The organism is Kitasatospora sp. NPDC056531 (assembly GCF_042794375.1).
Taxonomy (GTDB): Bacteria; Actinomycetota; Actinomycetes; order Streptomycetales; family Streptomycetaceae; genus Kitasatospora.
In genome coordinates this window covers 263,323-286,224 of the sequence record NZ_JBHTTU010000003.1, presented here as the reverse complement: position 1 = coordinate 286,224, position 22,902 = coordinate 263,323, and the positions used below count along the sequence as shown (strand labels likewise).

Below are 22,902 nucleotides of genomic sequence, written 5' to 3'. Positions count from 1 at the left end.
CTGCGATGGCGGGCCCTTCAAGACGAACACGTCAGCGGACGGGGTGCCCGGCCTCCCGCAGCGCGTTCTTGACCTCGCCGATCCGCAGGTCCCCGAAGTGGAACACGCTGGCCGCCAGCACCGCGTCCGCGCCCGCCTCCACGGCCGGCGCGAAGTCGGCGAGCTTGCCGGCCCCGCCGGAGGCGATGACCGGCACCGAGACGGCCTTGCGCACCGCCCGGATCATCTCCAGGTCGTAGCCGTCCTTGGTGCCGTCCGCGTCCATGGAGTTGAGCAGGATCTCGCCCGCCCCCAACTCTGCGGCGCGGCCCGCCCATTCGACGGCGTCCAGGCCGGTGCCCCGGCGTCCGCCGTGGGTGGTGACCTCGTAACCCGAAGCAGTCTCCGTACCCTCAGGGCAGCGCCGGGCGTCCACCGAGAGCACCAGCACCTGCCGCCCGAACCGCTGGGCGATCTCGCGGATGAGCTCCGGCCGGGCGATGGCCGCGGTGTTGACGCCGACCTTGTCGGCGCCGGCCCGCAGCAGCTTGTCGACGTCATCGGCGGCGCGGATGCCGCCGCCGACGGTGAGCGGGATGAACACCTGCTCGGCGGTGCGGCGGACCACGTCGTAGGTGGTCTCCCGGTCGCCGGAGGAGGCGGTGATGTCGAGGAAGGTCAGCTCGTCGGCGCCTTCGGCGTCGTAGAGCTTGGCCATCTCGACCGGGTCGCCGGCGTCGCGCAGGTTCTGGAAGTTGACGCCCTTGACCACCCGCCCGGCGTCCACGTCCAGGCAGGGGATGACTCGTACTGCGAGGGTCACGGCTGTTTGCCTTCCAGGGTCTTTGCCAGCCCGGCACGGTACGCGTCGATCTCGACCTCGACCAGCATCCGGGAGTCGATCAGCCCCTCGACCACCACCATGGTGGCCACCGGGCGTGCGGCGTCGAAGAGTTCGCGGTGGGCGCGGCCCACTTCCTCGGCGTCGCGGACGTGGGTGATGTACATCCGGGTGCGGACCACGTCGTCCGCGGTCAGACCGTACGCGGCCAGGGCCGAGAGCCCGACGCCGAACGCGGCGAGGGTCTGCCGGTACGGGTCCCCCTCGTGCTCGATCCGGCCGTCCACCCAGGCGGTGGAGCCGGCCACGTGCACGTGGTCACCCGCGGCGACGGCCCGGGAGTATCCGAACTCATCCTCCCAGGGGGAGAACCCACCGATGCGGCCGCGTACGATCCGACCATCCGTCATCCTGAAACCGCCTCCAGGGCCTCTTCGAGGGTGAACTTCTGCTCGTAGAGTGCCTTGCCCACGATGGCGCCCTCGACACCCTCGCCGACGAGCGTGGCGATGGCGCGCAGGTCGTCCAGCGAGGAGACGCCGCCGGAGGCGACCACCGGTCGGTCGGTGGCGGCGCAGACGTCGCGCAGCAGCTGCAGGTTGGGGCCGGTCAGGGTGCCGTCGCGGTTGACGTCGGTGACGACGTACCGGGCGCAGCCCTCCTGGTTGAGCCGCTCCAGCACGTCGAAGAGCTGGCCGCCGTCGCGGGTCCAGCCGCGGCCGCGCAGGGTGGTGCCGACCACGTCGAGGCCGACGGCGATCTTGTCGCCGTGCTCGGCGATGGCCTTGGCGACCCACTCGGGGGCCTCCAGGGCGGCGGTGCCGAGGTTGACCCGGGTGCAGCCGGTGGCGAGGGCGCGGGCGAGCGACTCGTCGTCGCGGATGCCGCCGGACAGCTCGACCTTGATGTCCAGCTGGCCGGTGACCTCGCGCAGCAGTTCGTAGTTGGAGCCGGTGCCGAAGGCGGCGTCCAGGTCGACCAGGTGCAGCCACTCGGCGCCGGCGTTCTGCCAGGCGAGCGCGGCGGCCAGCGGCTCGCCGAAGGAGGTCTCGGTGCCGGAGGCGCCCTTGACCAGGCGGACGGCCTGGCCGTCCCGGACGTCGACGGCGGGAAGCAGTTCGAGGCGGCTCATCAGTTACACAACTCTCAGACGGTCAGAGGGTGTTGACCCAGTTGGTCAGCAGGGCGGCGCCGGCGTCACCGGACTTCTCGGGGTGGAACTGGGTGGCCCACAGCGGGCCGTTCTCGACGGCGGCGACGAACGGCTGGCCGTGCGTGGCCCAGGTGACCAGCGGCGGGTTGATCCGCGCGCTGTGGGTCTCCAGCTCCCAGTGCCGCACCCCGTAGGAGTGCACGAAGTAGAAGCGGGTCTCCGGGTCCAGGCCGGCGAACATCCGGCTGCCCTCGGGCACGTCCACCGTGTTCCAGCCCATGTGCGGGACGACCGGGGCGTCCAGCGGCTCGACCGTGCCCGGCCACTCGTCGCAGCCGGCCGTCTCCACGCCGTGCTCGACCCCCTTCTCGAAGAGGATCTGCATACCGACGCAGATGCCCATGACCGGGCGGCCCCCGGCGAGCCGGCGGTCGATGATCCAGTCCCCGCGGACCGACTTCAGCCCGCGCATGCAGGCCTCGAAGGCGCCCACGCCGGGGACGAGCAGGCCGTCCGCGGCCATCGCGGTGTCGTAGTCGGAGCTGACCGTGACGTTCGCCCCGGTCCGCTCCAGGGCGCGCTGCGCGGAGCGCAGGTTGCCGGAGCCGTAGTCGAGGACGACGACGTTCTTGCCCATGTGTTCAGGTGTCCAGTCTCTCAGCGGCGGGCGGCGGTTCTACAGACGCATGAGGCCGGAGGCCAGGCACATCACGGAGCCGAAGGCCAGCACCAGGATGACGCCCTTCGGCAGCTTCTGCTTCCAGAAGGAGATCACTCCGCCGGCCAGGAAGAGGCCGACGAACAGGAGGATCGTCGCGGTCTTGTTCACAGCGCACCCTTGGTCGACGGGAGGATTCCGGCCGCGCGCGGGTCCCGCTCGGCGGCGTAGCGCAGCGCCCGGGCCAGCGCCTTGAACTGGCACTCCACGATGTGGTGCGCGTTGCGCCCGTAGGGGACGTGCACGTGCAGCGCGATCTGGGCCTGGGCCACGAAGGACTCCAGGATGTGCCGGGTCATCGTGGTGTCGTAGCTGCCGATCATCGGCGCCATGCCCTCGGGCTCGGTGTGCACCAGGTAGGGCCGGCCGGAGAGGTCCACGGTGACCTGGGCGAGCGACTCGTCCAGCGGCACCGTGCAGTTGCCGAAGCGGTAGATGCCGACCTTGTCGCCGAGCGCCTGCTTGAAGGCGGCGCCGAGCGCGAGGGCGGTGTCCTCGATGGTGTGGTGGGTGTCGATGTGCAGGTCGCCGTCGGTCTTGACGGTGAGGTCGAACAGACCGTGGCGGCCGAGCTGGTCGAGCATGTGGTCGTAGAAGCCGACGCCGGTGGAGATGTCGGTCCGGCCGGTGCCGTCGAGGTCTATCTCGACCAGGACGGAGGTCTCCTTGGTGGTGCGCTCGACGCGTCCGATGCGGGACATACGGGGTTACAGCTCCTGACTGGCAGCGCGCGCGGAGCGCGCTCGATCAAGGGTGGGGGTGGGAGACGGGAGGGCGGTGCGGACGGCGTCCAGGAAGGCGTCGTTCTCGGCGGGCGTGCCGGCGGTGACGCGCAGCCACCCGGGGACGCCGTTGTCACGGACCAGGACACCCTGGTCGAGGATGGCCTGCCAGACGGCGTGGGTGTCGGCGAAGCGGCCGAACTGGACGAAGTTGGCGTCCGAGTCGGTCACCTCCAGGCCCATCGCCCTCAGCGCGTCGACCAGCCGGTCGCGCTCCTCCTTGAGCCGCCCGACGTACCCGAGCAGGGTGTCGGTGTGCTCCAGGCAGGCCAGCGCGGTGGCCTGGGTGACGGCCGACAGGTGGTACGGCAGGCGCACCAGCTGGACGGCGTCGACCACCGCCCGGTCGGCGGCCAGGTAGCCCAGGCGCAGGCCGGCGGCGCCGAAGGCCTTGGACATGGTGCGGCTGACCACCAGGTTGGGGCGGCCCTCGATCAGCGGCAGCAGCGAGGCGCGGTGCGAGAACTCGACGTACGCCTCGTCCACCACCACCAGGCTGGGCCGGGCGGCCTGCGCGGCCTCGTAGAGCCGCAGGACGGTGTCGGCCGACACCGCCGTCCCGGTCGGGTTGTTCGGTGAGCAGATGAACACCACGTTCGGCCGGTGCTCGGCGATGGCGGCGAGCGCGGCGTCCACGTCGATGGTGAAGTCGTCGCCCCGCGCGCCGGAGATCCAGGCGGTGCCGGTGCCCCGGGAGATCAGCGCGTGCATCGAGTACGAGGGCTCGAAGCCCAGCGCGCTGCGGCCGGGGCCGCCGAACGTCTGCAGCAGCTGCTGGATCACCTCGTTGGAGCCGTTGGCGGCCCAGACCTGCCCGCGCGCGACCGGGTGGCCGGTGGTGCGGGTCAGGTACGCGGCCAGGCCCTCGCGCAGCTCGACCGCGTCCCGGTCGGGGTAGCGGTTGAGGTTGCGGGCGGCCTCGGCGACCCGCTCGGCGATCCGGGCCACCAGCTCCTCGGGGAGCCGGTACGGGTTCTCGTTGGTGTTCAGCTGGACGGGTACGTCCAGCTGCGGTGCGCCGTACGGGGACTGGCCGCGCAGCTCGTCCCGGATGGGGAGGTCGTCGATAGCGGTCACGAGCCGGGAACCGTCCAATCGAACCGAGCCTTGACGGCGTCACCGTGACCGGGGAGGTCCTCGGCGTTGGCCAGGTTGACCACGTGCGCGGCGACGTCCGCCAGCGCGTCCCGGTCGTACTCGACGACCTGGACGCCGCGCAGGAACGTCTGCACCGACAGCCCGGAGGAGTGGCAGGCGCAGCCGCCGGTCGGCAGCACGTGGTTGGAGCCGGCCGCGTAGTCGCCCAGCGAGACCGGGGTCCAGCGGCCGATGAAGATCGCGCCGGCGTTGACCACCTTCGCCGCGACCGCGTGCGGGTCGCGGGTCTGGATCTCCAGGTGCTCGGCCGCGTAGGCGTTGACCACGGCGAGGCCCTGGGTCAGGTCGTCGACCAGGATGATGCCGGACTGCCGGCCGCCGAGCGCCTCGGCGACCCGCTCGCTGTGCTTGGTCTTCGCGACCTGCACGGCGAGCTCGGCCTCGACCGCGTCGGCCAGCGCCGGGGAGTCGGTGACCAGCACCGAGCCGGAGGTCGGGCCGTGCTCGGCCTGGCTGATCAGGTCGGCGGCCACGTCGCCGGGCAGCGCGCTGTCGTCGGCGAGGACGGCGATCTCGGTCGGGCCGGCCTCGGAGTCGATACCGATCCGGCCGGCGAACAGCCGCTTGGCGGCGGCCACGTAGATGTTGCCGGGGCCGGTGACCATGGTGACCGGGGCGCACTCCTCGGTGCCCAGGGCGAACATCGCCACCGCCTGGGCGCCGCCGACCGAGTAGACCTCGTCGACGCCGAGCAGCGCGCAGGCCGCCAGGATGGTCGGGTGGACCCGGCCGTCGAACTCCTTCTGCGGCGGGGAGGTGACCGCGATGCCCTGGACGCCCGCCTCCTGGGCCGGCACCACGTTCATCACCACGGAGGACGGGTAGACCGCCAGCCCGCCCGGCACGTACAGGCCGACCCGCTCGACCGGCACCCAGCGCTGGGTGACCGTGCCGCCCGGCACCACCTGGGTGGTGTGCCCGGTGCGGCGCTGGTCCGCGTGCACGGCCCGGGCGCGGCGGATGGACTCCTCCAGCGCGGCCCGCACCTTCGGGTCCAGCGTCTCCAGGGCCTCGGTGAGCTGCTCGGCCGGGACACGGGTCGACTCCAGCCGGACGCCGTCGAAGCGCTCGGTGATCTCGATCAGCGCCGCGACCCCGCGATGGCGTACGTCCTCGGCGATCGGCCGCACCTTCTCCAGCGCGGCCGCCACGTCGAACTCGGCACGGGGCAGCAGGTCACGCGGGTCGTCGAGCGAGCCGCGGAGGTCGATTCGAGAGATCACGCCACCCAGTGTAAGGAGTGGCCGGAACAGGTGGTCCCACATTTCAGTCCGTGATACGAAAGGCGAGACGACCGGGGGGGACGGGGAAAAGCATGGCGGAAAACGCTCCAGAAGGCTGGACCGACACGGAACGGGCACTCTGGGAGGCCTTCCGCGAGGGCGAGGTCTTCGACCGCCGCTGTGGCCAGGACGACATCGACGACCCGTTCGGGGACGCCCTCTGGGGGCCCGGCCGGACGGTCAGCGCCGAGGTGCTCGCCCACCTGCTGCTGGCCGGCCCACGGCCCACCGCCGGGCGTGTCGCCTCACTGCGGATGAGCGGCGTGTACGTCACCGGTGCGCTCAACCTGGCCGGCGGCCACATCGACCGGTACGTCGAAATGCGCGGCTGCCGCTTCGAGCACAAGATCCTCATCTCGGAGGCCTCGGCGACCACCCTGCGCATGGTCGACTGCCTGGTCCCCCGCCTGGAGGCCTCCCGACTCTCCACCACCGGCGACCTCCACCTGGCCCGCTGCCGGATCCCCGACGGCATCCGGCTCACCGACGCCAAGATCGGCACCGACCTGCTGCTCAACCTGGCCGTCATCGGCGGCGACCGCTACGGCCGCGCGGTGTCCGCCGACGGGATCACCGTCCACCAGGACTTCGAGGCCGAACGCCTGGAGACCCGGGGCGAGTTGAGCGTCCGCACGGCCCGGATAGGCGGCCGGTTCTCGCTCCGCGGCGCCCAGCTGCACGCCGACCCGCAGAACCGGGTCTGTCTGAACGCCGTCCGGCTCAACGTCGGCCATACCCTCTACCTGACCAGCTCCGCCGACGGCGGCTGGTTCGGCTCCCGCAGCTACTACGGCTCCGGCTACGGCCAGAGCCCCCCACCCGACGCCCCCAGCACCCCGTTCCGCGCCTTCGGCCAGGTGCGACTCTCCGACGCCCGCTTCGAGGCCGCGTGCCTGATCTCCGGAGAATTCCATCTGGAGGGTGACGACGAGGTCTCACTGCGCCGCATCCACACCCCCGAGCTCCGCTTCACCTGCAAGATCCGGCCCACCGGCACCGTCTCCCTCTCCCGCGCCCGGGTCGGCAACCTGGTCGACACCTCGGAGGCCTGGCCGCTCGGCAAGCACCTGCGGCTGACCGGCTTCGTCTACGAGAACCTCCGCCCGGTCGGCCCGTTCACCGTCCGGCAGCGGATCGCCTGGCTGGAGGGCTCCGCGGTGGAGTTCCAGCCGGAGTCCTACGAGCAGCTCGCCGCCGCCCTGCGCCGCGACGGCGCCGACGACGACGCCCGCGAGGTGCTGTACGCCAAGCAGCGCCGCCGCCAGGAGACCCTCCCGCTACCCGCCCGGATCTGGGGCCGGGTCCAGGACGTCACCGTCGGCTACGGCTACCGCCCCGGCCGCGCCGGCCTGTGGCTGCTGCTCGCCTGGGCACTCGGCAGCATCTGGTTCGCCACCCACCAACCGGACCCGCTCAAGGCCGACGAGAAGCCGAACTGGAACGCGGTGCTCTACACCCTCAACCAGCTGCTGCCGATCATCGACCTCAACCAGGGCGCCTGGAACCCCGGCGGGACCAGTCAGTGGATCTCCGCCGGCCTGGTCGTGGTCGGCTGGCTGCTCGCCTCCACCGTCGTCGCGGGCGCCACCCGGCTGCTCCAGCGCGGCTGACACCGTGGACGGCTTCGAACGGCCCGACACCGTCGTCGGCGTCAACCGCGCGACAAGGCCCGGCCCCGAAGAACTACGCTGTCCGCCGTGACAGAACGGCTGCCGCTCTTCCCGCTGAACACCGTGCTCTACCCGGGCCTCGTGCTGCCCCTGAACGTCTTCGAGGAGCGCTACCGCCGTCTCGTCGCCGACCTGCTCGAACAGCCCGAGGAGGCGCCGCGCCGCTTCGGCGTGCTCGCCATCAAGGACGGCCGCGAGGTCGCCCCGGTCCGACCCGAGGAGGGCCCGGCCGGGCCGCTCGACGGCCTGGGCACCGTCACCGGCGACCCGCTGGAGGCGCTGTTCCACGTCGGCTGCGTCGCCGACGTCTCCTCCGCCCAGAAGCAGTCCGACGGCCGCTACGAGCTGCTGGTCACCGGCACCACCCGGTTCTGGCTGCGCTCGGCGGACGTCACCGGTCCGTACCTGACCGGCGAGATCGAGCCGATCGAGGAGCAGTCCGGCGAGGGCTCCGGCGCCCTGGCCTCCGAGGTCGAGCGGGCGTTCCGGGTCTACCAGAAACGCCTGGCCGGGGCGAAGGAGGCCACCACCATGGGCCGCCCGCAGCTTCCCGACGACCCGCAGGTGCTCTCCTACCTGGTGGCCGCCGCCTCGGTGTTCGAGACCCCGGTCAAGCAGCGGCTGCTCGCCTGCCCCGACACCGCCCAGCGGCTGCGCACCGAACTCGACCTGCTGCGCCGGGAGAGCGCCGTCCTCAGCTGGCTGCCCTCGCTCCCCGCCGTCGACCTCACCCGCCAGTCCTTCAGCCCCAACTGACCCAGGACCCCCGCATGGCCAAGAAGCCCAAGAAGGGCGGCCAGGGCACCCCGGCCACCGTCGCCCTGGAGACCGCCGCCGTCGCCTTCACCGTCCACGCCTACGAGCACGACCCGGCCGCCGCCTCCTACGGCGGCGAGGCCGCCGAGGCCCTGGGCGTCGCCCCCGAGCGGGTCTACAAGACCCTGGTCGCCGACGTGGACGGCACCCTCACCGTCGGCGTGGTCCCGGTCGCCGGCCAGCTCGACCTCAAGGCCCTGGCCGCCGCCGTCGGCGGCAAGCGCGCCGCCATGGCCGACCCGGCCGCCGCCGAGCGCAGCAGGGGCTACGTCCTCGGCGGCATCTCCCCGCTCGGCCAGCGGCGCCCGCTGCGCACGGTGGTCGACGCCAGCGCCCTCGGCCACCCCACCGTCTACGTCTCGGCGGGCAGGCGGGGCCTGGAGGTCGAGCTGGCCCCCGCCGACCTGATCACCCTCACCCGGGCCCACACGGCCGCCATCGCCCGCTGAGGGCCCGGGAAACGGCACGAGGCAAAAGGCCCGGCCCGTACCGGACCGCCGACCTTCCGCCTCGCCCGAGAGCTCAGCCCTGCAGAGAGGACCTCAGCCCTTCCCGCGCTCCCGCGCGGCCGCGTCCGCCGGAGCCGCGTCCACCGGAGCCGCGTCCGCCGGAGCCACCGCCGCCGGGGGAGCCGCGGGGGGAGCCTCAGGGGCCCCGTACGTCCCCGCCGGAGCCCCCCAGTACGGCGGCGGGTCCTCCTCCCGCTTGCCGAACGCCGCGGACAGCGCCAGCAGCACCACCATCGCCGCCATCGGCCACACCAGCAGCGCCCCCAGCGCCCCCAGGTCGATGCTCGCGTCGAAGTGCCCGCCGTTGCCGACCCGCCGGGCCTCCGCGATCAGGTTGTCGCTGGGCCCGAGCCAGCGTCCGATCCGCCAGGCACCGATCGACCCGAGCAGTCCGCCGATGGCGAGCCCCAGTGCGACCGCGATGCCGCCGCCGCGCTTGCGGGTCACCAGGAAGGCCCCGAGCGCCGTCACGATCCCGGCGCCCAGCCCGATCAGCACGAACACCGCGTCGGCGCCCGCCCGCTGCTCGCCCTCGGGGTCCGCGTAGAGGATCCGGTCGCCGTCCACCAGCAGCGGCACCTTCGGCGCCAGCCAGACCCACAGCCCGGCCATCACCAGTCCGACCATCAGGCAGGCGACCACGACGCCCGCCCCGATCCGCAGCTCCGCCAGCAGCGGGTGCTCCACCACGGGCGGGGCCTCCGGCATACCCGGGGGCGGCTCCTCGTCCGAGACCGGCGGCGGCGCGAACGGGTCGGGCACGGCACCCGGCTCCGCCTCCACGTCGGCGTGGGCGGGATCCGGAGGTGTGTTCGGTACGGTCACAGGCCCCATCGTTTCACGACGGCCGCCCGAACGGCCCCACCGCCCGGGCATCGGCGACAGGCCCTACCGCGCGACCGCCCGCCGGTACGCCCAGGTGGCCAGCGCCAACGACACCACGCCGACCGCCGCGCAGACCCCCAGGTCCGCCGCGACCACCGCCCAGTCCGGGTCCGGCGCGAAGGTCCGGGCGAAGGCCTCCACCCCGTACGTCGAGGGCAGCAGGTCCCGCAGCCACAGCACCGGCTGCGGCAGGTGGTCCACCGGCAGCACGCCCAGCAGCAGGGCCGCCGACATGCCGAGCTGCCCCAGCATCGTCGCGATCTCCTGGCGCGGCGCCAGCAGCCCGCAGGCCGCGCCCAGGCCGGACAGCGCGGCCCCGGCCAGCGGCACGACCGCCAGCAGCACCCACAGCTGCCCGAGCGGCAGCCCGAACATCACCGCGCCGATGCCCGCGGTGACCAGCGTCCCCGGCAGGGTGAACGAGGCGTACGCGCCGGCCGCGCCGAGCACCACCGAGGCGGCTGGCACCGGCAGCGTCCCGTAGTGGTCCAGGCCCCCGGTGGCCCGCAGCTTCCCGAAGTACTGGGCGAGCAGGTTGAGCGCGACGAACGCCACCACCAGCACGCTCGACCCGGCGACCACCGACCGCGCCGCCGAGGTCTGCCCGGCCTCCACGACGCCCCGCATCATCACCAGGATGCCGACGGACTGGAAGGTCGCCACGAACAGCAGCGGGATCCGCGCCACCTTGGCCCGGGCGAGCTGCGCCCGGTACACCGCGGCGAGCGAGGGCAGCAGCCGGGCGGCGGGGGCGAGCGGGGCGGGACCGGCCGTCGACCGGTCGGTCCGCGGGGGCACCGAGAGCAGCGTCACTTGGCGAGTCCTCCGTGGCGGCCGCCCAGCTTGAGGTAGGCGTCCTCAAGGCTCGGGGTGGCGAGGGTGAAGTCGTCGAGCGCCGCGAAGGCCGGGCCGGTGGTGACGGCGGCGACCAGCTCGCGGGCCTGCTCGGGGGTGGTGCGGACGGTCCAGCGGCGCCCGGTGCGCTCGGCCCGTTCGGCCAGCGCGGCGACGGCGGGGACGCCGAGCGGCGCCTCGTCCCGCCAGACCAGGTCGAGCCGGACGTCGCCGTCCACCAGCGCCTTGAGCCCGCCGGGCGTGTCGCAGGCGATCACCCGGCCCTCGTCGACCACGGCGACCCGGTCGAGCACGGTCTCCGCCTCGATCACGTTGTGGGTGACCAGCAGCACCGTCGTCCCGCGCTCGGCGCGGCGCCGGTCCACGGCCGACCACACGGCCCGCCGGGCGACCGGGTCCATGCCCGTGGTCGGCTCGTCCAACACGAGCAGCGGCCGCTCCCCCACCAGGGTGGCCGCGAAGCAGGCGAGCCTGCGCTGCCCGCCGGAGAGCTTGGCCAGCGGCCGCGAGGCGATCGGCTCCAGCCCGAGTTCGGTGAGCACCTCCGCCGTCTCGGCGCGGGCCTGCGCCCGGCCGAGCCCGCGCAGCCGCCCGGTGGTCTCGGCGGCCAGCACCACGGTCAGCTCGTCCAGCGCGGTGGACTCCTGCCCGAGGTAGCCGAGCAGCCGCGCCGCCCGCTCGGGGTGCCGCACGATGTCGTGGCCGAGCAGTTCGACCGATCCGGAGTCCGGGCGCAGCAGCCCGGTGAGCTGGCGCACCAGCGTGGACTTCCCGGCCCCGTTCGGTCCGAGCAGCCCGAAGACCTCGCCCTGCCGGACGGTCAGGCTGATCCCGTCGTTGGCCCGGACCTCGGCGGCGGCGCCGCCGCGCCCGGTGCGGTAGGTGCGGACCAGGTCGCGTACGGCGACGCACGGCGAGGTGTCCTGGGGTGCTCGCCCGGCCGTCTCTTTCACGACCGGAGACTCTACGCGCTCACACGGGCGAACCGGACGAGGGGGCCTGATCGCCGGAAACCACCGGTTCGGCTCGGTCTCGCACCGCCATCAGTCGTCCACGACCATGGAGCCGCCGGGCACCCGGGCCGCGAGCTCCTTCCAGAAGCCCGCCCGGATGGCGTAGCGGTCGTGTTCGTCGATCTGGTCGTCCTTGTGCGCGAGCAGCCCGAAGCGGGCGGCGTAGCGCAGCAGCTCGCCGTCGACCCGGTGCGGGATGCGCGGGTAGTCGGGCCAGAGCAGGGTGAGCCGTTCGAGGTCGCCGAGCCGGTCGCTCCAGCGCCGGGCGAAGACCTGCCCGACTTCGTGGGCGTCGCCGCCGATCGAGGTGATGTCCTCCTCCCGGTCGGCCCAGCGCTGCTCGGCGGTGGTCAGCTGGGCCAGGGTCGGCAGGTTGTCCCCGGCGGTGACGGACGGCTCCGGTGCGGGCCGGTCCACCCAGCCCCGGTCGGAGGACCACCGCAGCACCGGCCCGCCCGCCGCGTGCCCGGCGGCGGTGCCGTTGGCGTGTCCGTTGGCGTGTCCGTTGGCGGTGCTGTTGGCGTGCCCGTTGGCCGCCGGGGTGGTCGGCGCGACGGCGGAGACCCGTCCGGCGAGGTCCTTGGGGGTGGGCACCACCCGCAGTGCCGCGGCGGGCTGCGACCCCCCGTCCGCGGCGGGTGCCTCGGGCTCCGGGGCTGCGGCGGCGGGCCGGGCGCCCGGCGGCACCACGGTCGGCAGCGAGGCGGGCGGGGCGGCCAGGATCTTGGCGATCTCCTGCCGGGCGCCGCCGGCCCCGGGCGCGGGGAACACGCTGGAGCTGTCCCGCAGCGAGAAGGACCCCTCGATCCACTCGCGGTCCAGCACCCGCCGCTCGTCGGCCTCGCCGACCAGGTCCTCGGACTGGTTGAAGTCCCCGTCGGCGGCCTGCAGCGCCCACAGGTGCACGGCCACCCCGTGCTCCTTGGCGGTCATCATCCCGGGCAGCAGGTCCCCGTCGCCGGTGATCAGTACGACGTCCGCGCAGGCCCGGTTGCGGGCGAGTTCGGAGAGTTCGGCGTGCATCGCGGCGTCGACGCCCTTCTGCACCCAGCGCCCCTCGGCCCGGGTGAGGGCGCCCAGCCGTACGGTGACCCGGGGCAGGACGCGCAGCCGCCGGTGCTCGGGCATCGGGCGGCGGTCCGGGGCCGCGTCGAACCAGTAGATCCGCAGCAGGGGCAGCCCGGTCTCGGCCTCGGCGCGCTCGCGCAGGGCGCTGATCAGCGCGGTGTGGTTCACGGCGACCTTCGAGCGGGACGGGTCACCGGCGAGCAGGCTGGCGGCGGCGCCCAGCAGGTATCCGGCGTCCACCAGGACGACACAGCGGTCCATCTGCGCACCTCTTTCCGCTCGCCCTCGAAGGTCAGTCAGGGTGGGCGGTCCGCCCGTCGTCCGCGCGTGGTGGGGTGAGGGGCCCCCGTGACCGCCCGATCGTTGGGTCACCTTTTCCCCTTGGTCCGCGCCCCGAACCTCGGCAGATGTCCCGGTCCCGCAACAGCCGCCCCAATGAGTCGCAAAGAAACACGAAGGCGGGCCCCGTTCAACGACGGGGCCCGCCAAACGTCACGGACGGTTGATCCGGTCGACCCTCGGGCTCGGCCGGGTGTCAGCCCTTGAGCTCCGCGGCGACCAGCTCGGCCAGCTGGACGGCGTTGAGCGCGGCGCCCTTGCGCAGGTTGTCGTTGGAGACGAACAGCGACAGGCCGTTCTCCACGGTCTCGTCCACCCGGATGCGGCCGACGTAGCTCGGGTCCTGGCCGGCCGCCTGCAGCGGGGTGGGGATCTCGGACAGCTCGACGCCGGGGGCGCCGGTGAGCAGCTCGACGGCGCGCTCGGTGCTGATCGGGCGCTCGAAGCGGGCGTTGATCTGCAGCGAGTGGCCGGAGAAGACCGGCACGCGCACACAGGTGCCGGAGACCTTCAGCGCGGGGATGCCGAGGATCTTGCGGCTCTCGTGGCGGAGCTTCTGCTCCTCGTCGGTCTCGTTGGAGCCGTCCGCCACGATGGAGCCGGCCAGCGGCACCACGTTGAAGGCGATCGGCCGCCGGTAGACCTTCGGCTCGGGGAACTCGACGGCGCCGCCGTCGTGAGCGAGCGCGGCGGCGCCGTCCACGACCTTGGCGGCCTGGTCCTGCAGCTCGGCGACGCCGGCCACGCCGCTGCCGGAGACGGCCTGGTACGTGGAGACGACGAGGGCGGCGAGCCCGGCCTCCTCGTGCAGCGGGCGCAGCACGGGCATGGCGGCCATGGTGGTGCAGTTCGGGTTGGCGATGATGCCCTTGGGGCGGTCGGCGACGGCCTCGGGGTTGACCTCGGAGACGACCAGCGGGACCTCGGGGTCACGGCGCCAGGCGGAGGAGTTGTCGATGACGACGGCACCGGCCGCGGCCACCTTGGGGGCCAGGGCCTTGGAGGTGGAGCCGCCGGCCGAGAAGATCACGATGTCCAGGCCGGTGTAGTCGGCCGTAGCCGCGTCCTCGACGGTGACCTCGGTGCCCTGCCAGGGCAGCGTGCGCCCGGCCGACCGCGCCGAGGCGAACAGCCGCAGCTGCTCCACCGGAAAGTTGCGCTCCGCCAAGATCTCGCGGACCACGCCGCCGACCTGGCCGGTGGCCCCGACAATGCCGATCTTCATTCCGACTACTCCTCTGAATGGTGCTGTCTACAGCCGCACTCTGCCCATCATGCCTTGTCACGGGCGTCGTACGACCTGCCATTTCACGGTATGAGAGGGGCCACGGTGTGAGAGGCGGCCCGGACAGCCGTCTACTGGTCCAGACCATTCGCCAGCTCAAGCGCGGCCGCGACGTCCGCCCCGCCCGCCGGCAGCAACGGCAGCCGGACGTCCGGGGTCGGGATCCGGCCCTGGGCGTGCAGCACGCCCTTGGTCACCGTCGGGTTGGGCGCGGTGAACGCGGACAGTGCCAGAGCGGTCAGCCGGTGCCCGAGCGCCCGGGCCCGCTCGACGTCCCCGGCCCGCCAGGCCTCGTGCAGCTCGACGAAGCGGGCGGTCGCCAGGTGCGCGGAGGCGAGGATGCCGCCGGCCGCGCCGATCGCCAGCATCGGCGCCAGGAAGGCGTCCTCCCCGGTGAGGAACGCGAAGCCCTCGGGGGTGTCGGCGAGCAGTTCGGCGGCCGTCTGGTCCAGCCCACCGGTCGCGTACTTGACGCCCACCACGCCCCCGATCGCGGCCAGTTCGCGCAGCGCGGCGGTGGAGAGCTGCTGCCCGGTGCGGTACGGGATGTGGTAGACGACCAGCGGCAGCGGGCTGCTCGCGGCCAGCGCCCGGAAGTGCGCGAGCGTCCCGGCCTCGCCCGCCCGGACGAAGGACGGCGTGGTCACCAGCGCCGCCGCCCGCGGCACCCGCGCGGCGAGCGCGGCCAGCGCCTCGCCGACGGCCCGGGTGTCGCCGCCGGAGGCGCCGACGATCAGCTGCGCCCCGCGCGCCGCGCAGGCGGCCGCGGCGACGTCCACCACCGCGTCCCGCTCCTCGGCGGTCAGCGCGGCGGGCTCGCCGGTGGTGCCGAGCGCGGCCAGCCCGGCCGCCCCGGCGTCCAGGACCTCGTACGCGAGCTTCTCCAGCGCGTCGAGGGCGACCGAACCGTCGGCGGCGAAGGGGGTGACCAGGGGGACGTAGATGCCCTTGAGTTCCATACCGACGATCCTGCGGCCGCAGATAGCGCAGGTCCAGTTCACATTTCTGACGCTTCTCGTAAGCTGAGCCGATGCTCGATGTCCGACGCCTGCGCCTGCTGCGCGAACTCGCCCACCTCGGCACCATCGCCGCCGTCGCCGAGGCGCTGTCCTTCAGCCCTTCGGCGGTGTCCCAGCAGCTGTCCGTGCTGGAGAAGGAGGCGGGTGTCCCGCTGCTGGAGCGCACCGGGCGGCGGGTCACCCTCACCCCGGCCGGCCGCAACCTGGTCCGCCACGCCGAGTCCGTACTCGCCCTGCTGGAGCAGGCGGGCGCCGAACTCGCCCACGCCAAGCGGGGACTGGCCGGCCCGCTGCGGATCGGCACCTACCCCTCGGCGGCCCGCGCCGTCATCCCCGCGGTGCTCGCCGAGCTGGCCTCCTGGCACCCGGGGCTGGAGCCGATGGTCACCGAGGTCGACCCGGCGGCCGTCGGCGCGGCCCTGCGCGCGGGCGAGCTGGACGTCGCGCTGGTCCACGAGTACGACCTCGTCCCGACCGACCCGGAGCCGGGCCTCGCGGTCACCCGTCCGGTCTTCACCGAGCCGATGTACCTGGCCGCCCGCACCCCGGCCACGGTCGCCGAGCAGCGCGGCGCGCCCTGGATCATGTCCCCGCCGGGCACGCTGTGCCACACCATGGCCGTCCGCGCCTGCGAGGCGGCTGGCTTCGCGCCCCGGATCCGGCACCAGATCGACGACTTCACCACGGTGCTGGCGCTCGTGGCCGCCGGCCAGGGCGTCGCCCTGGTCCCCCACCTGGGCACGGCCCAGCAGCCGCCGGGGGTCGTCCTCACCCGCCTGCCGATGTACCGCCGCACCCGGGCCGCGTTCCGGGCGGGTGCGGGCTCCCACCCGGCCATCTCGGCCTTCGTCTCGGCGCTGCACACGGCGGTGCCGCCGGGGCTGGGCAGCGGGTCGTAGGGCGTGTCTGACAATTCGCGTCGGATCAGCGCGCGGCGTTGGGGTGCGTGCATCGCAAGGCGGAGGAAGGAGTCCATGCGGAGCATCGGCGACTGACGACAACGCAGCGAGGTGCGTGCCCCGGCGTCGCGCGCCCGGCGGGAATTGTCAGACACGCCCTCAGGCTTTCCGGGTACGCGAGGGGCCCGGAGCGCTCGACCACGTGAGCACCCCGGGCCCCGATCCCGTGCTAGACCGCCAGGCAGCTCGGCCCGAGCAGCTGCTTCAGGTCCCCGAACAGCGCCGGGTCCGACTTCACCCGGTGTCGGTCCAGCCGCAGCACCGTCGTCTTGTTACGGCTCTCCAGCCGCACCCGCACCTCGGTGGTGCCCCGGTGGCTGCCGAGCACCTCGCCGAGCCGGGCCACCAGCGGCGGGGTGACCTTCCCGCTCGGGATGTTGATGGTGATCGGCGCCTCCGCGTGGGCGTTCGACAGGTCCGGGACGGAGAGCTCCATGCCCATCAGCCGCGGCACGTCCTCCCGCTTGTCCAGCTTGCCGCGGACGAACACCACGGCGTCCTCGACCAGTTGGGAGGAGACCAGCTGGTAGCTCGCCGGGAAGAACATGCAGTCGATCGAGCCCGCCAGGTCCTCGACGGTGGCGATCGCCCAGGCGTTGCCCTGCTTGGTCATCTTCCGCTGCAGGCCCGAGATGATGCCGCCGATGGTGACGATCGTCCCGTCCGGCCGCTCCGCGAGGTCCGCGACCGCGCAGTCCGCCTTGTCGGCGAGCACGTGCTCGATGCCGTGCAGCGGGTGCGAGGAGACGTACAGGCCGAGCATCTCCCGCTCCTGGGTGAGCAGGAAGGACTTCTCCCACTCCTCCTCGGAGAACACGACGTCCAGCCCGAAGCTCGGCTCGTCCGTGGTCGCGTCGCCGCCGAAGAGGTCGAACTGGCCCTCGGCCTCCTTGCGCTTCACGCCGACCACGTTGTCGATCATCGGCTCGAACTGGGCGCTCAGGCCCTTGCGGGTGTGCCCGAGCGAGTCGAAGGCACCCGCCTTGATCAGCGATTCGACGGTGCGCTTGTTGCAGACCACCGACTCCACCTTGTCCAGGAAGTCGGGGAAGGAGCTGAACTTGCCCTTGGTCTTCCTGGTCCGGATCATCGAGTCGACCACCGGCCCGCCGACGTTGCGGATGGCGGTGAGGCCGAAGCGGACGGTGTCGTCACCGTGCGGGGTGAAGTCCGAGTCCGACTCGTTGACGTCCGGCGGCAGGACGTTGATGCCCATCTTGCGGCACTCGTTGAGGTAGACCGCCGACTTGTCCTTGTCGTCCTTGACGGAGGTGAGCAGGCCGGACATGTACTCGGCCGGGTAGTTGGCCTTGAGGTAGGCCGTCCAGTACGAGACCAGCCCGTACCCGGCGGTGTGCGCTTTGTTGAACGCGTAGCCGGAGAAGGGGACGAGGACGTCCCACACCGCCTGGATGGCCGCGTCGGAGTAGCCGCGCTCGCGGCAGCCCTTCTGGAAGGGGACGAACTCCGCCTCCAGGATCTCCTTCTTCTTCTTGCCCATGGCCCGGCGCAGCAGGTCCGCCTGGCCGAGCGAGTAGCCGGCGAGGATCTGCGCGGCCTTCTGCACCTGCTCCTGGTAGACGATCAGGCCGTACGTCGGCCGGAGCACCTCCTCCAGGGGCTTCTCCAGCTCCGGGTGGATCGGGGTGATCTCCTGCTGCCCGTTCTTACGCAGCGCGTAGTTGGTGTGGGAGTTGACGCCCATCGGGCCGGGGCGGTACAGCGCCAGCACGGCCGAAATGTCTTCGAAGTTGTCGGGCTTCATCAGGCGCAGCAGCGAGCGCATGGGCCCGCCGTCGAGCTGGAAGACGCCGAGCGTGTCGCCGCGGGCGAGGAGTTCGTAGGTCGGCTTGTCGTCGAGCGGCAGCTTGAGCAGCTCGATCTTCTCGCCCTTGTTCTTCTCGATCGCCTTGACGGCGTCGTCCATGATCGTCAGGTTGCGCAGGCCGAGGAAGTCCATCTTGAGAAGGCCGAGGCCCTCACAAGTCGGGTAGTCGAACTGCGTGATGGTGACGCCGTCGGTGTGCCGGGTCCACACCGGGATGTGGTCGGTCAGCGGCTCGGCGGACATGATGACGCCGGCCGCGTGCACACCGGGCTGGCGGATCAGGCCCTCGATGCCGCGCGCGGTGTCGATGACCTTCTTCACGTCCGGGTCGGTCTCGTACAGCCCGCGGATCTCGCCCGCCTCGCCGTATCGCGGGTGGGAGTTGTCGGTGATGCCGGACAGCGGGATGCCCTTGCCCATGACGTCCGGCGGCATCGCCTTGGTGATCCGGTCGCCCATCGCGTACGGGTAGCCGAGGACTCGGGAGGAGTCCTTGATGGCGGCCTTCGCCTTGATGGTGCCGTACGTGACGATCATGGCGACCTTGTCGGATCCCCACTTCTCCGTCACGTAGCGGATCACGTCACCGCGCCGGCGCTCGTCGAAGTCGATGTCGACATCGGGCATGGAGATGCGCTCGGGGTTGAGGAAGCGCTCGAAGATCAGGCCGTGCGGGATGGGGTCGAGGTCAGTGATGCCCATCGCGTACGCGACCAGCGAACCGGCCGCCGAACCACGGCCGGGGCCCACCGCGATGCCCTGGCTCTTGGCCCACATGATGAAGTCGGCGACCACGAGGAAGTACGCCGGGAACCCCATCTGGATGATGGTGTCCATCTCGTACTCGGCGAGCTTCTTGTGCTCCTCGTCGTACCCGCCCGGGAAGCGCCAGTCCATGCCCTCCCAGACCTTGGACTTGAAGAAGTCCGCCTCGGACTCGAAGCCCTCCGGGATCGGGAAGCGGGGCATCAGGTTCTTGAACTTGAACATGCCCTCGGTGTCGACCCGGGAGGCGACCAGCAGCTGGCTGTTGCGGCAGCCCTCCTGCCAGGCGTCCGAGGAGTCCAGCGCGTACATCTCGGCGGCGGACTTGATGTAGTAGCCGGTGCCGTCGAAGCGGAAGCGGTCCGGGTCGGAGAGGTTCTTGCCGGTCTGGACGCAGAGGAGCAGGTCGTGGGCGCCGGCGTCGGCCTCGGTCGTGTAGTGCGAGTCGTTGGTGACGACCGGGGGGATGTTCAGCTTCTTGCTGATCTCCAGCAGCCCGTCGCGGACCCGCTTCTCGATGTCGAGGCCGTGGTCCATCAGCTCCAGGAAGTAGTTCTCCTTGCCGAAGATGTCCTGGTAGTCGGCGGCGGACTTGACGGCCTCGTCGAACTGGCCGAGCCGCAGGCGGGTCTGCACCTCACCGGACGGGCAGCCGGTGGTCGCCATCAGGCCGCCGGACAGCTCGGAGATCAGCTCCTTGTCCATCCGGGGCCACTTCACCAGCCAGCCCTCGGCGTAGGAGCGCGAGGTCAGCTTGAAGAGGTTGTGCAGGCCCTCCTTGTTCCGGGCCCAGATGGTCTTGTGGGTGTACGCGCCGGACGCGGAGACGTCGTCCCGCTTCTGGTGCGGCTGGCCCCACAGGATGCGCTTGGTGTTCGAGCGGGACTCCGGGGCGACGTACGCCTCGATGCCGATCACGGGGGTGATCCCCGCGTCGGTGGCCTGCCGGTGGAACTCGGCGGCGCCGTACATGTTGCCGTGGTCGGTCATCGCGACATGGGTCTGGCCCAGCCGCTCGACCTCCTTGAACATCTGCTTCAGCCGGGCGGCACCGTCCAGCATCGAGTACTCGGTGTGGACGTGCAGATGCGCGAACGGCTGGTCGCTCAAGGCGGGGCCTCCGGAGGCTTGTGCTGGTCTGGTGGGCCGGCGAACGTGCAGGTCACAGGGGTTACCCCTGGAAATGGATGTGGTCCGGAACACCTCTCGGGGTCCGGACCATCACTCACACGTTCACGCGTCTACTCTAGCCCCCTTCGAACGCCTTCCCCGCGTGGCCGCAAGGGCGCCTAGGCCAGCCCGGCGAGTCGCGCTGCAGCGGCTCTTCTGATCTCGGGGTCCTCTATCGGATCGTCCCGGAGACGGGCCAGGCGCTCGCGCACGTGAGGGCGGTCGGGGGCGTGGGCGACGCCGAGCCGACGGGCTTCGGACTGGCAGTCCCAGAGCGACTCGGTGTACGCCTCGGCCATCCCGGCCGCCCCCATCGCCGCGAGCGCCTCCAGGTAGACATGGCGCTCGTACGAGTGCGGCGTCCACAGCCAGAAACGGCGCAGCAGGGAGATCGCGTCGGCCGTCTTCGACCCGAACCGTGCGAGCCCGCGCGCGAGCATGTCCGGCCCACACCAGGTCCGCTCCACCCAGTCCCGCTCCAGCGCGGCGATCAGTGTCGGGATGTCCTGTTCCTCACCGTGCGCGGACAGCGTGACGAGGCCCTGCACGGCCAGCCAGCGGGTGTCGGAGGCAGCCCAGTCGCGGGCGGCCGACACGGCGAGGGCGCCGAGCTTCCACACGGCAAGGGGCAGCATCGACAGCGGGTACTCGCCATCGGCGGTGCCGAGCGAGGGGACGAGCGGGACGAGCCCGGGCTCCGGATCCCGGTCGTAGAGCACGTTCAGCGCGCCGACCTTACGGTTCTCCGGTTCGGCGGGGTCGGCCAGCAGCTCCAGCAGCGCGCTGCTCGCCAACTCGGCCATCGGATCGGGCTGACTCCTCGGGGGGTCCCCCCAGTCCTCGTCCTCCTCCTCGGCCTCCGGCGGCAAGGCATCCCGAGCTTCTACCGAGCCGGCGAGCGCCAGCAGCTCCAGCACCTTGGTGGCTCGCTCACGGACACCCTCGTCCCCGGCCAACATCTCGATCACCGGCCCGAGCGGCAACTCCAGGTCACGGATCAGCCGGGCGAGATAGACGTCCCGGTCGTCGAGTGTCGAGTCCCAACGCCACTCCCAGCGAATGCACCCGTACACAAGGTCGGCGGCCGACGACGGATCCTCCGCCGCCAGCAGCGCACCCAGCCCCCGACCGCGCTGCAACAGCCCCGGCAGCGTCCCCGCCGGTGCGTACTCGTATCTCCGCTCTGCCACGGGTCCCATCGTGCCGCAGCCGTTGTTGATTCCGTAGTCGGATATCAGCAATCCGGGCATTACGGCCCGGAAGGTCCGTCACGGTGTCGCCAGAGCGCGTGTTGCGCTTCGGTGTCCTGAGTACGGTCTCGCGCTTCCTCCTCGTCCCGCCGGCGGGGGAGGGTTGTGCCACCCGCCCGCCCCGCACCCGCCGTGCGGCGGGTACGGGTGGCGCGGGTCTTCCGGTCGGCTCCACGCGGTTTCGACGCTTGCGCGTCCGGGTCTCCGGCCACTCCGGTACCCGTGGTGCGGGCCACCGCGAGGTCGGCGAGGTTGCGGGCCGCGTTCTCATCCCGGTCGATGACCAGGCCGCAGGCATCGCAAGTGAACACTCGGACGTGCAGTGGCAGCTTGGCTTTCACTGTCTTGCAGTTCGAGCAGGTCTTGCTGGACGGGTACCAGCGGTCCGCGACGATGATCGTGCCGCCGGCCCATCCGGTCTTGTAGGTGATCTGTCGGCGGATCTCGCCGAACCCTGCATCCTGAATCTTCCGGGCCAGTCGGCCGTTGCGGAGCATCCCGGCCACGTTGAGGTCTTCGACGACGACGGAGCGTACTCGCCCGTGATGCCCGTGGTGAGCTTGTGCAGGGCGTCGGTGCGCAGGTTCGCCACCCGGTGGTGCACACGGTTGCGCTCGGCGTTGGCGATCAGCCACCGCTTCGACGGCTTCCGCCCGGTGCGCCGATCCGGGCCCTGGCGGCGCGAGACCCGACGGGAGAGGCGCTTGAGCCTTCTGAGCGCGCTGTCATAGTGGGCCGGGTTCGGTACGTACCGGACCCCGCCGGTGCTGTCCGCCATCACCGCCAGACACTTCACGCCCAGGTCCACACCCACCGCCACATCCGGACATGAGACGGCGCGTTCGGCCTTCCTGACCTCGACCTGGAACGAGACGAACCAGCGTCCCCGGTCATGCCGCACCGTCGCGGACAGGATGCGAGCCGTCCCGTTGGAGATGCGGCGTTCCAGTTTTCGGGTGGACTCATGGGTGCGGATCGTTCCGAGGCGCGGAAGCGTCACATGGCGGCGGTCCGCCTCGACGCGGATGGTGCCGGTGGTGAACCGGCACGCCGGCCGCGCCGTGTGCTTGGACTTCCGGCGCGGCATCCCCACGCGCTTGCCTTTACGCTGGCCACGCTTGGACTTGGCATAGTTGTCGAGCGCGGCCGCCGCGTTCACCAACCCGGTGTTGTACGCCTCCTTGGAGTTCTCCTCCCACCAGCCGGCGAACCTCGGGTCGGCCTTCTTGGCCTGGTTGAACACCTTCCGCAACGCGGACAACGACCACGGCCGCCACGGCGTCAACTCGGCCTCGGGAACTCCGTAGGACTCCTCGGCCTTCCGCTGCCACGACGCCCCGACCCACGACACCGCCCAGTTGTACGCGGCCCGCGCCGCAGTGCGACCGAAGAGCCGCCTCCTGCCCGGAGCTCGGATCCAGCGAGTTCGACCACCACGCTTGACCACACCCCGGCGGGGAACCCTGGCCCCCCACGCGCAGGGGAAGCCGAAACAAAAGGAAGCCCCCGAACCCCCAAAAGGGGAAACCCCTGACACCCGCGCCCACCCCCGAAAAA

At 72.0% G+C, this 22,902-nt stretch carries 21 protein-coding genes and 1 pseudogene; 4 read left to right on the top strand and 18 right to left on the bottom strand.

All coding sequences use genetic code 11. The annotated features are described in order from the left end of the window. Positions 1 to 31 precede the first annotated feature (31 nt). The 8 genes from hisF to hisD are packed head-to-tail and all read right to left on the bottom strand — an operon-like array spanning position 32 to position 5,854. A complete protein-coding gene (gene hisF, locus ACFQ87_RS06010) occupies positions 32 to 802 on the bottom strand; it encodes an imidazole glycerol phosphate synthase subunit HisF (protein ID WP_380609357.1) in 771 nt (256 codons plus the stop codon). Further along, a complete protein-coding gene (locus tag ACFQ87_RS06005) occupies positions 799 to 1,230 on the bottom strand; it encodes a RidA family protein (protein WP_380609356.1) in 432 nt (143 codons plus the stop codon). Before ACFQ87_RS06005 ends, hisF begins: the two co-directional genes overlap by 4 nt. Continuing rightward, a complete protein-coding gene (gene priA, locus ACFQ87_RS06000; protein ID WP_380609355.1) occupies positions 1,227 to 1,952 on the bottom strand; it encodes a bifunctional 1-(5-phosphoribosyl)-5-((5-phosphoribosylamino)methylideneamino)imidazole-4-carboxamide isomerase/phosphoribosylanthranilate isomerase PriA in 726 nt (241 codons plus the stop codon). The genes ACFQ87_RS06005 and priA overlap by 4 nt, the downstream gene beginning before the upstream one ends. A 22-nt stretch (positions 1,953 to 1,974) precedes the next feature. Beyond that, on the bottom strand, positions 1,975 to 2,610 hold the full coding sequence (gene hisH, locus ACFQ87_RS05995) for an imidazole glycerol phosphate synthase subunit HisH (protein ID WP_380535233.1): 636 nt from the start codon (positions 2,608 to 2,610) through the stop codon (positions 1,975 to 1,977). 39 nt (positions 2,611 to 2,649) lie between these two features. Then, positions 2,650 to 2,802, bottom strand: a complete 153-nt coding sequence (locus tag ACFQ87_RS05990) for a hypothetical protein (protein ID WP_380609354.1) — start codon at positions 2,800 to 2,802, stop codon at positions 2,650 to 2,652. Beyond that, complete coding sequence (gene hisB, locus ACFQ87_RS05985; protein ID WP_380609353.1) at positions 2,799 to 3,392, bottom strand: imidazoleglycerol-phosphate dehydratase HisB; 594 nt, start codon at positions 3,390 to 3,392, stop codon at positions 2,799 to 2,801. The genes ACFQ87_RS05990 and hisB overlap by 4 nt, the downstream gene beginning before the upstream one ends. Positions 3,393 to 3,398: 6 nt before the next feature. Further along, positions 3,399 to 4,550, bottom strand: a complete 1,152-nt coding sequence (locus ACFQ87_RS05980; RefSeq protein WP_380609352.1) for a histidinol-phosphate transaminase — start codon at positions 4,548 to 4,550, stop codon at positions 3,399 to 3,401. Next, a complete protein-coding gene (hisD, locus tag ACFQ87_RS05975; protein WP_380609351.1) occupies positions 4,547 to 5,854 on the bottom strand; it encodes a histidinol dehydrogenase in 1,308 nt (435 codons plus the stop codon). The genes ACFQ87_RS05980 and hisD overlap by 4 nt, the downstream gene beginning before the upstream one ends. A 92-nt stretch (positions 5,855 to 5,946) precedes the next feature. Between hisD and ACFQ87_RS05970 the strand changes: the two genes are divergently transcribed. The 3 genes from ACFQ87_RS05970 (at position 5,947) to ybaK (ending at position 8,849) form a co-directional block, all read left to right on the top strand. Further along, positions 5,947 to 7,524: an oxidoreductase gene (locus ACFQ87_RS05970; RefSeq protein WP_380609350.1), complete on the top strand. Its 1,578-nt coding sequence runs from the start codon at positions 5,947 to 5,949 to the stop codon at positions 7,522 to 7,524. Between the two features lie 87 nt (positions 7,525 to 7,611). Beyond that, entirely contained in the window at positions 7,612 to 8,340 is a 729-nt protein-coding gene (locus ACFQ87_RS05965) for an LON peptidase substrate-binding domain-containing protein (RefSeq protein ID WP_380609349.1), read from the top strand. Positions 8,341 to 8,354: 14 nt separating this feature from the next. Continuing rightward, positions 8,355 to 8,849 (top strand): Cys-tRNA(Pro) deacylase, encoded by a 495-nt coding sequence (ybaK, locus tag ACFQ87_RS05960; protein ID WP_380609348.1) that lies wholly within the window; start codon positions 8,355 to 8,357, stop codon positions 8,847 to 8,849. A 93-nt stretch (positions 8,850 to 8,942) separates the two neighbouring features. Here the strand turns inward: ybaK and ACFQ87_RS05955 are convergent, their stop codons facing one another. The 6 genes from ACFQ87_RS05955 to ACFQ87_RS05930 all read right to left on the bottom strand — a co-directional run bounded on the left by ACFQ87_RS05955 (position 8,943) and on the right by ACFQ87_RS05930 (position 15,313). Beyond that, positions 8,943 to 9,734 (bottom strand): hypothetical protein, encoded by a 792-nt coding sequence (locus tag ACFQ87_RS05955; RefSeq protein ID WP_380609347.1) that lies wholly within the window; start codon positions 9,732 to 9,734, stop codon positions 8,943 to 8,945. A 63-nt stretch (positions 9,735 to 9,797) separates the two neighbouring features. Continuing rightward, positions 9,798 to 10,607, bottom strand: coding sequence for an ABC transporter permease (locus tag ACFQ87_RS05950; protein ID WP_380609346.1), 810 nt, complete (start codon positions 10,605 to 10,607; stop codon positions 9,798 to 9,800). Continuing rightward, positions 10,604 to 11,602 carry an ABC transporter ATP-binding protein gene (locus ACFQ87_RS05945; protein ID WP_380609345.1) on the bottom strand — a complete coding sequence of 333 codons (999 nt, stop codon included), beginning with the start codon at positions 11,600 to 11,602 and terminating at the stop codon, positions 10,604 to 10,606. The genes ACFQ87_RS05950 and ACFQ87_RS05945 overlap by 4 nt, the downstream gene beginning before the upstream one ends. A gap of 90 nt (positions 11,603 to 11,692) precedes the next feature. Continuing rightward, entirely contained in the window at positions 11,693 to 12,991 is a 1,299-nt protein-coding gene (locus tag ACFQ87_RS05940) for an NYN domain-containing protein (protein WP_380609344.1), read from the bottom strand. Between the two features lie 274 nt (positions 12,992 to 13,265). After that, entirely contained in the window at positions 13,266 to 14,294 is a 1,029-nt protein-coding gene (locus ACFQ87_RS05935; protein ID WP_380609343.1) for an aspartate-semialdehyde dehydrogenase, read from the bottom strand. A gap of 131 nt (positions 14,295 to 14,425) precedes the next feature. Then, the gene (locus ACFQ87_RS05930) at positions 14,426 to 15,313 is read right to left on the bottom strand and encodes a dihydrodipicolinate synthase family protein (protein ID WP_380609342.1); all 888 of its coding nucleotides are present in this window, start codon (positions 15,311 to 15,313) and stop codon (positions 14,426 to 14,428) included. Positions 15,314 to 15,384: 71 nt separating this feature from the next. Here ACFQ87_RS05930 and ACFQ87_RS05925 point away from each other — a divergent pair, with 71 nt between their 5' ends. Then, entirely contained in the window at positions 15,385 to 16,272 is an 888-nt protein-coding gene (locus ACFQ87_RS05925; protein WP_380609341.1) for a LysR family transcriptional regulator, read from the top strand. A gap of 229 nt (positions 16,273 to 16,501) precedes the next feature. Here ACFQ87_RS05925 and dnaE read toward each other — a convergent pair whose 3' ends face one another. The 4 genes and pseudogenes from dnaE to ACFQ87_RS05905 form a co-directional block, all read right to left on the bottom strand. Then, entirely contained in the window at positions 16,502 to 20,035 is a 3,534-nt protein-coding gene (dnaE, locus tag ACFQ87_RS05920; protein WP_380609340.1) for a DNA polymerase III subunit alpha, read from the bottom strand. A 179-nt stretch (positions 20,036 to 20,214) separates the two neighbouring features. Next, positions 20,215 to 21,285, bottom strand: a complete 1,071-nt coding sequence (locus ACFQ87_RS05915; RefSeq protein ID WP_380609339.1) for a hypothetical protein — start codon at positions 21,283 to 21,285, stop codon at positions 20,215 to 20,217. 59 nt (positions 21,286 to 21,344) lie between these two features. Next, a complete protein-coding gene (locus ACFQ87_RS05910; protein ID WP_380609338.1) occupies positions 21,345 to 21,842 on the bottom strand; it encodes an RNA-guided endonuclease InsQ/TnpB family protein in 498 nt (165 codons plus the stop codon). Positions 21,843 to 21,937: 95 nt separating this feature from the next. Beyond that, positions 21,938 to 22,696: pseudogene (locus tag ACFQ87_RS05905) on the bottom strand (transposase); the annotation flags it as partial. Between the last annotated feature and the right edge of the window lie 206 nt (positions 22,697 to 22,902).

Bases quoted from the DNA above. Each gene is read 5' to 3' on its own strand.
- ACFQ87_RS06005 (WP_380609356.1), bottom strand. From the start codon at position 1,230: ATGACGGATGGTCGGATCGTACGCGGCCGCATCGGTGGGTTCTCCCCC.
- priA (WP_380609355.1), bottom strand. From the start codon at position 1,952: ATGAGCCGCCTCGAACTGCTTCCCGCCGTCGACGTCCGGGACGGCCAG.
- hisH (WP_380535233.1), bottom strand. From the start codon at position 2,610: ATGGGCAAGAACGTCGTCGTCCTCGACTACGGCTCCGGCAACCTGCGC.
- hisB (WP_380609353.1), bottom strand. From the start codon at position 3,392: ATGTCCCGCATCGGACGCGTCGAGCGCACCACCAAGGAGACCTCCGTC.
- ACFQ87_RS05970 (WP_380609350.1), top strand. From the start codon at position 5,947: ATGGCGGAAAACGCTCCAGAAGGCTGGACCGACACGGAACGGGCACTC.
- ybaK (WP_380609348.1), top strand. From the start codon at position 8,355: ATGGCCAAGAAGCCCAAGAAGGGCGGCCAGGGCACCCCGGCCACCGTC.
- ACFQ87_RS05940 (WP_380609344.1), bottom strand. From the start codon at position 12,991: ATGGACCGCTGTGTCGTCCTGGTGGACGCCGGATACCTGCTGGGCGCC.
- ACFQ87_RS05935 (WP_380609343.1), bottom strand. From the start codon at position 14,294: ATGAAGATCGGCATTGTCGGGGCCACCGGCCAGGTCGGCGGCGTGGTC.
- ACFQ87_RS05930 (WP_380609342.1), bottom strand. From the start codon at position 15,313: ATGGAACTCAAGGGCATCTACGTCCCCCTGGTCACCCCCTTCGCCGCC.
- ACFQ87_RS05925 (WP_380609341.1), top strand. From the start codon at position 15,385: ATGCTCGATGTCCGACGCCTGCGCCTGCTGCGCGAACTCGCCCACCTC.
- ACFQ87_RS05910 (WP_380609338.1), bottom strand. From the start codon at position 21,842: ATGCTCCGCAACGGCCGACTGGCCCGGAAGATTCAGGATGCAGGGTTC.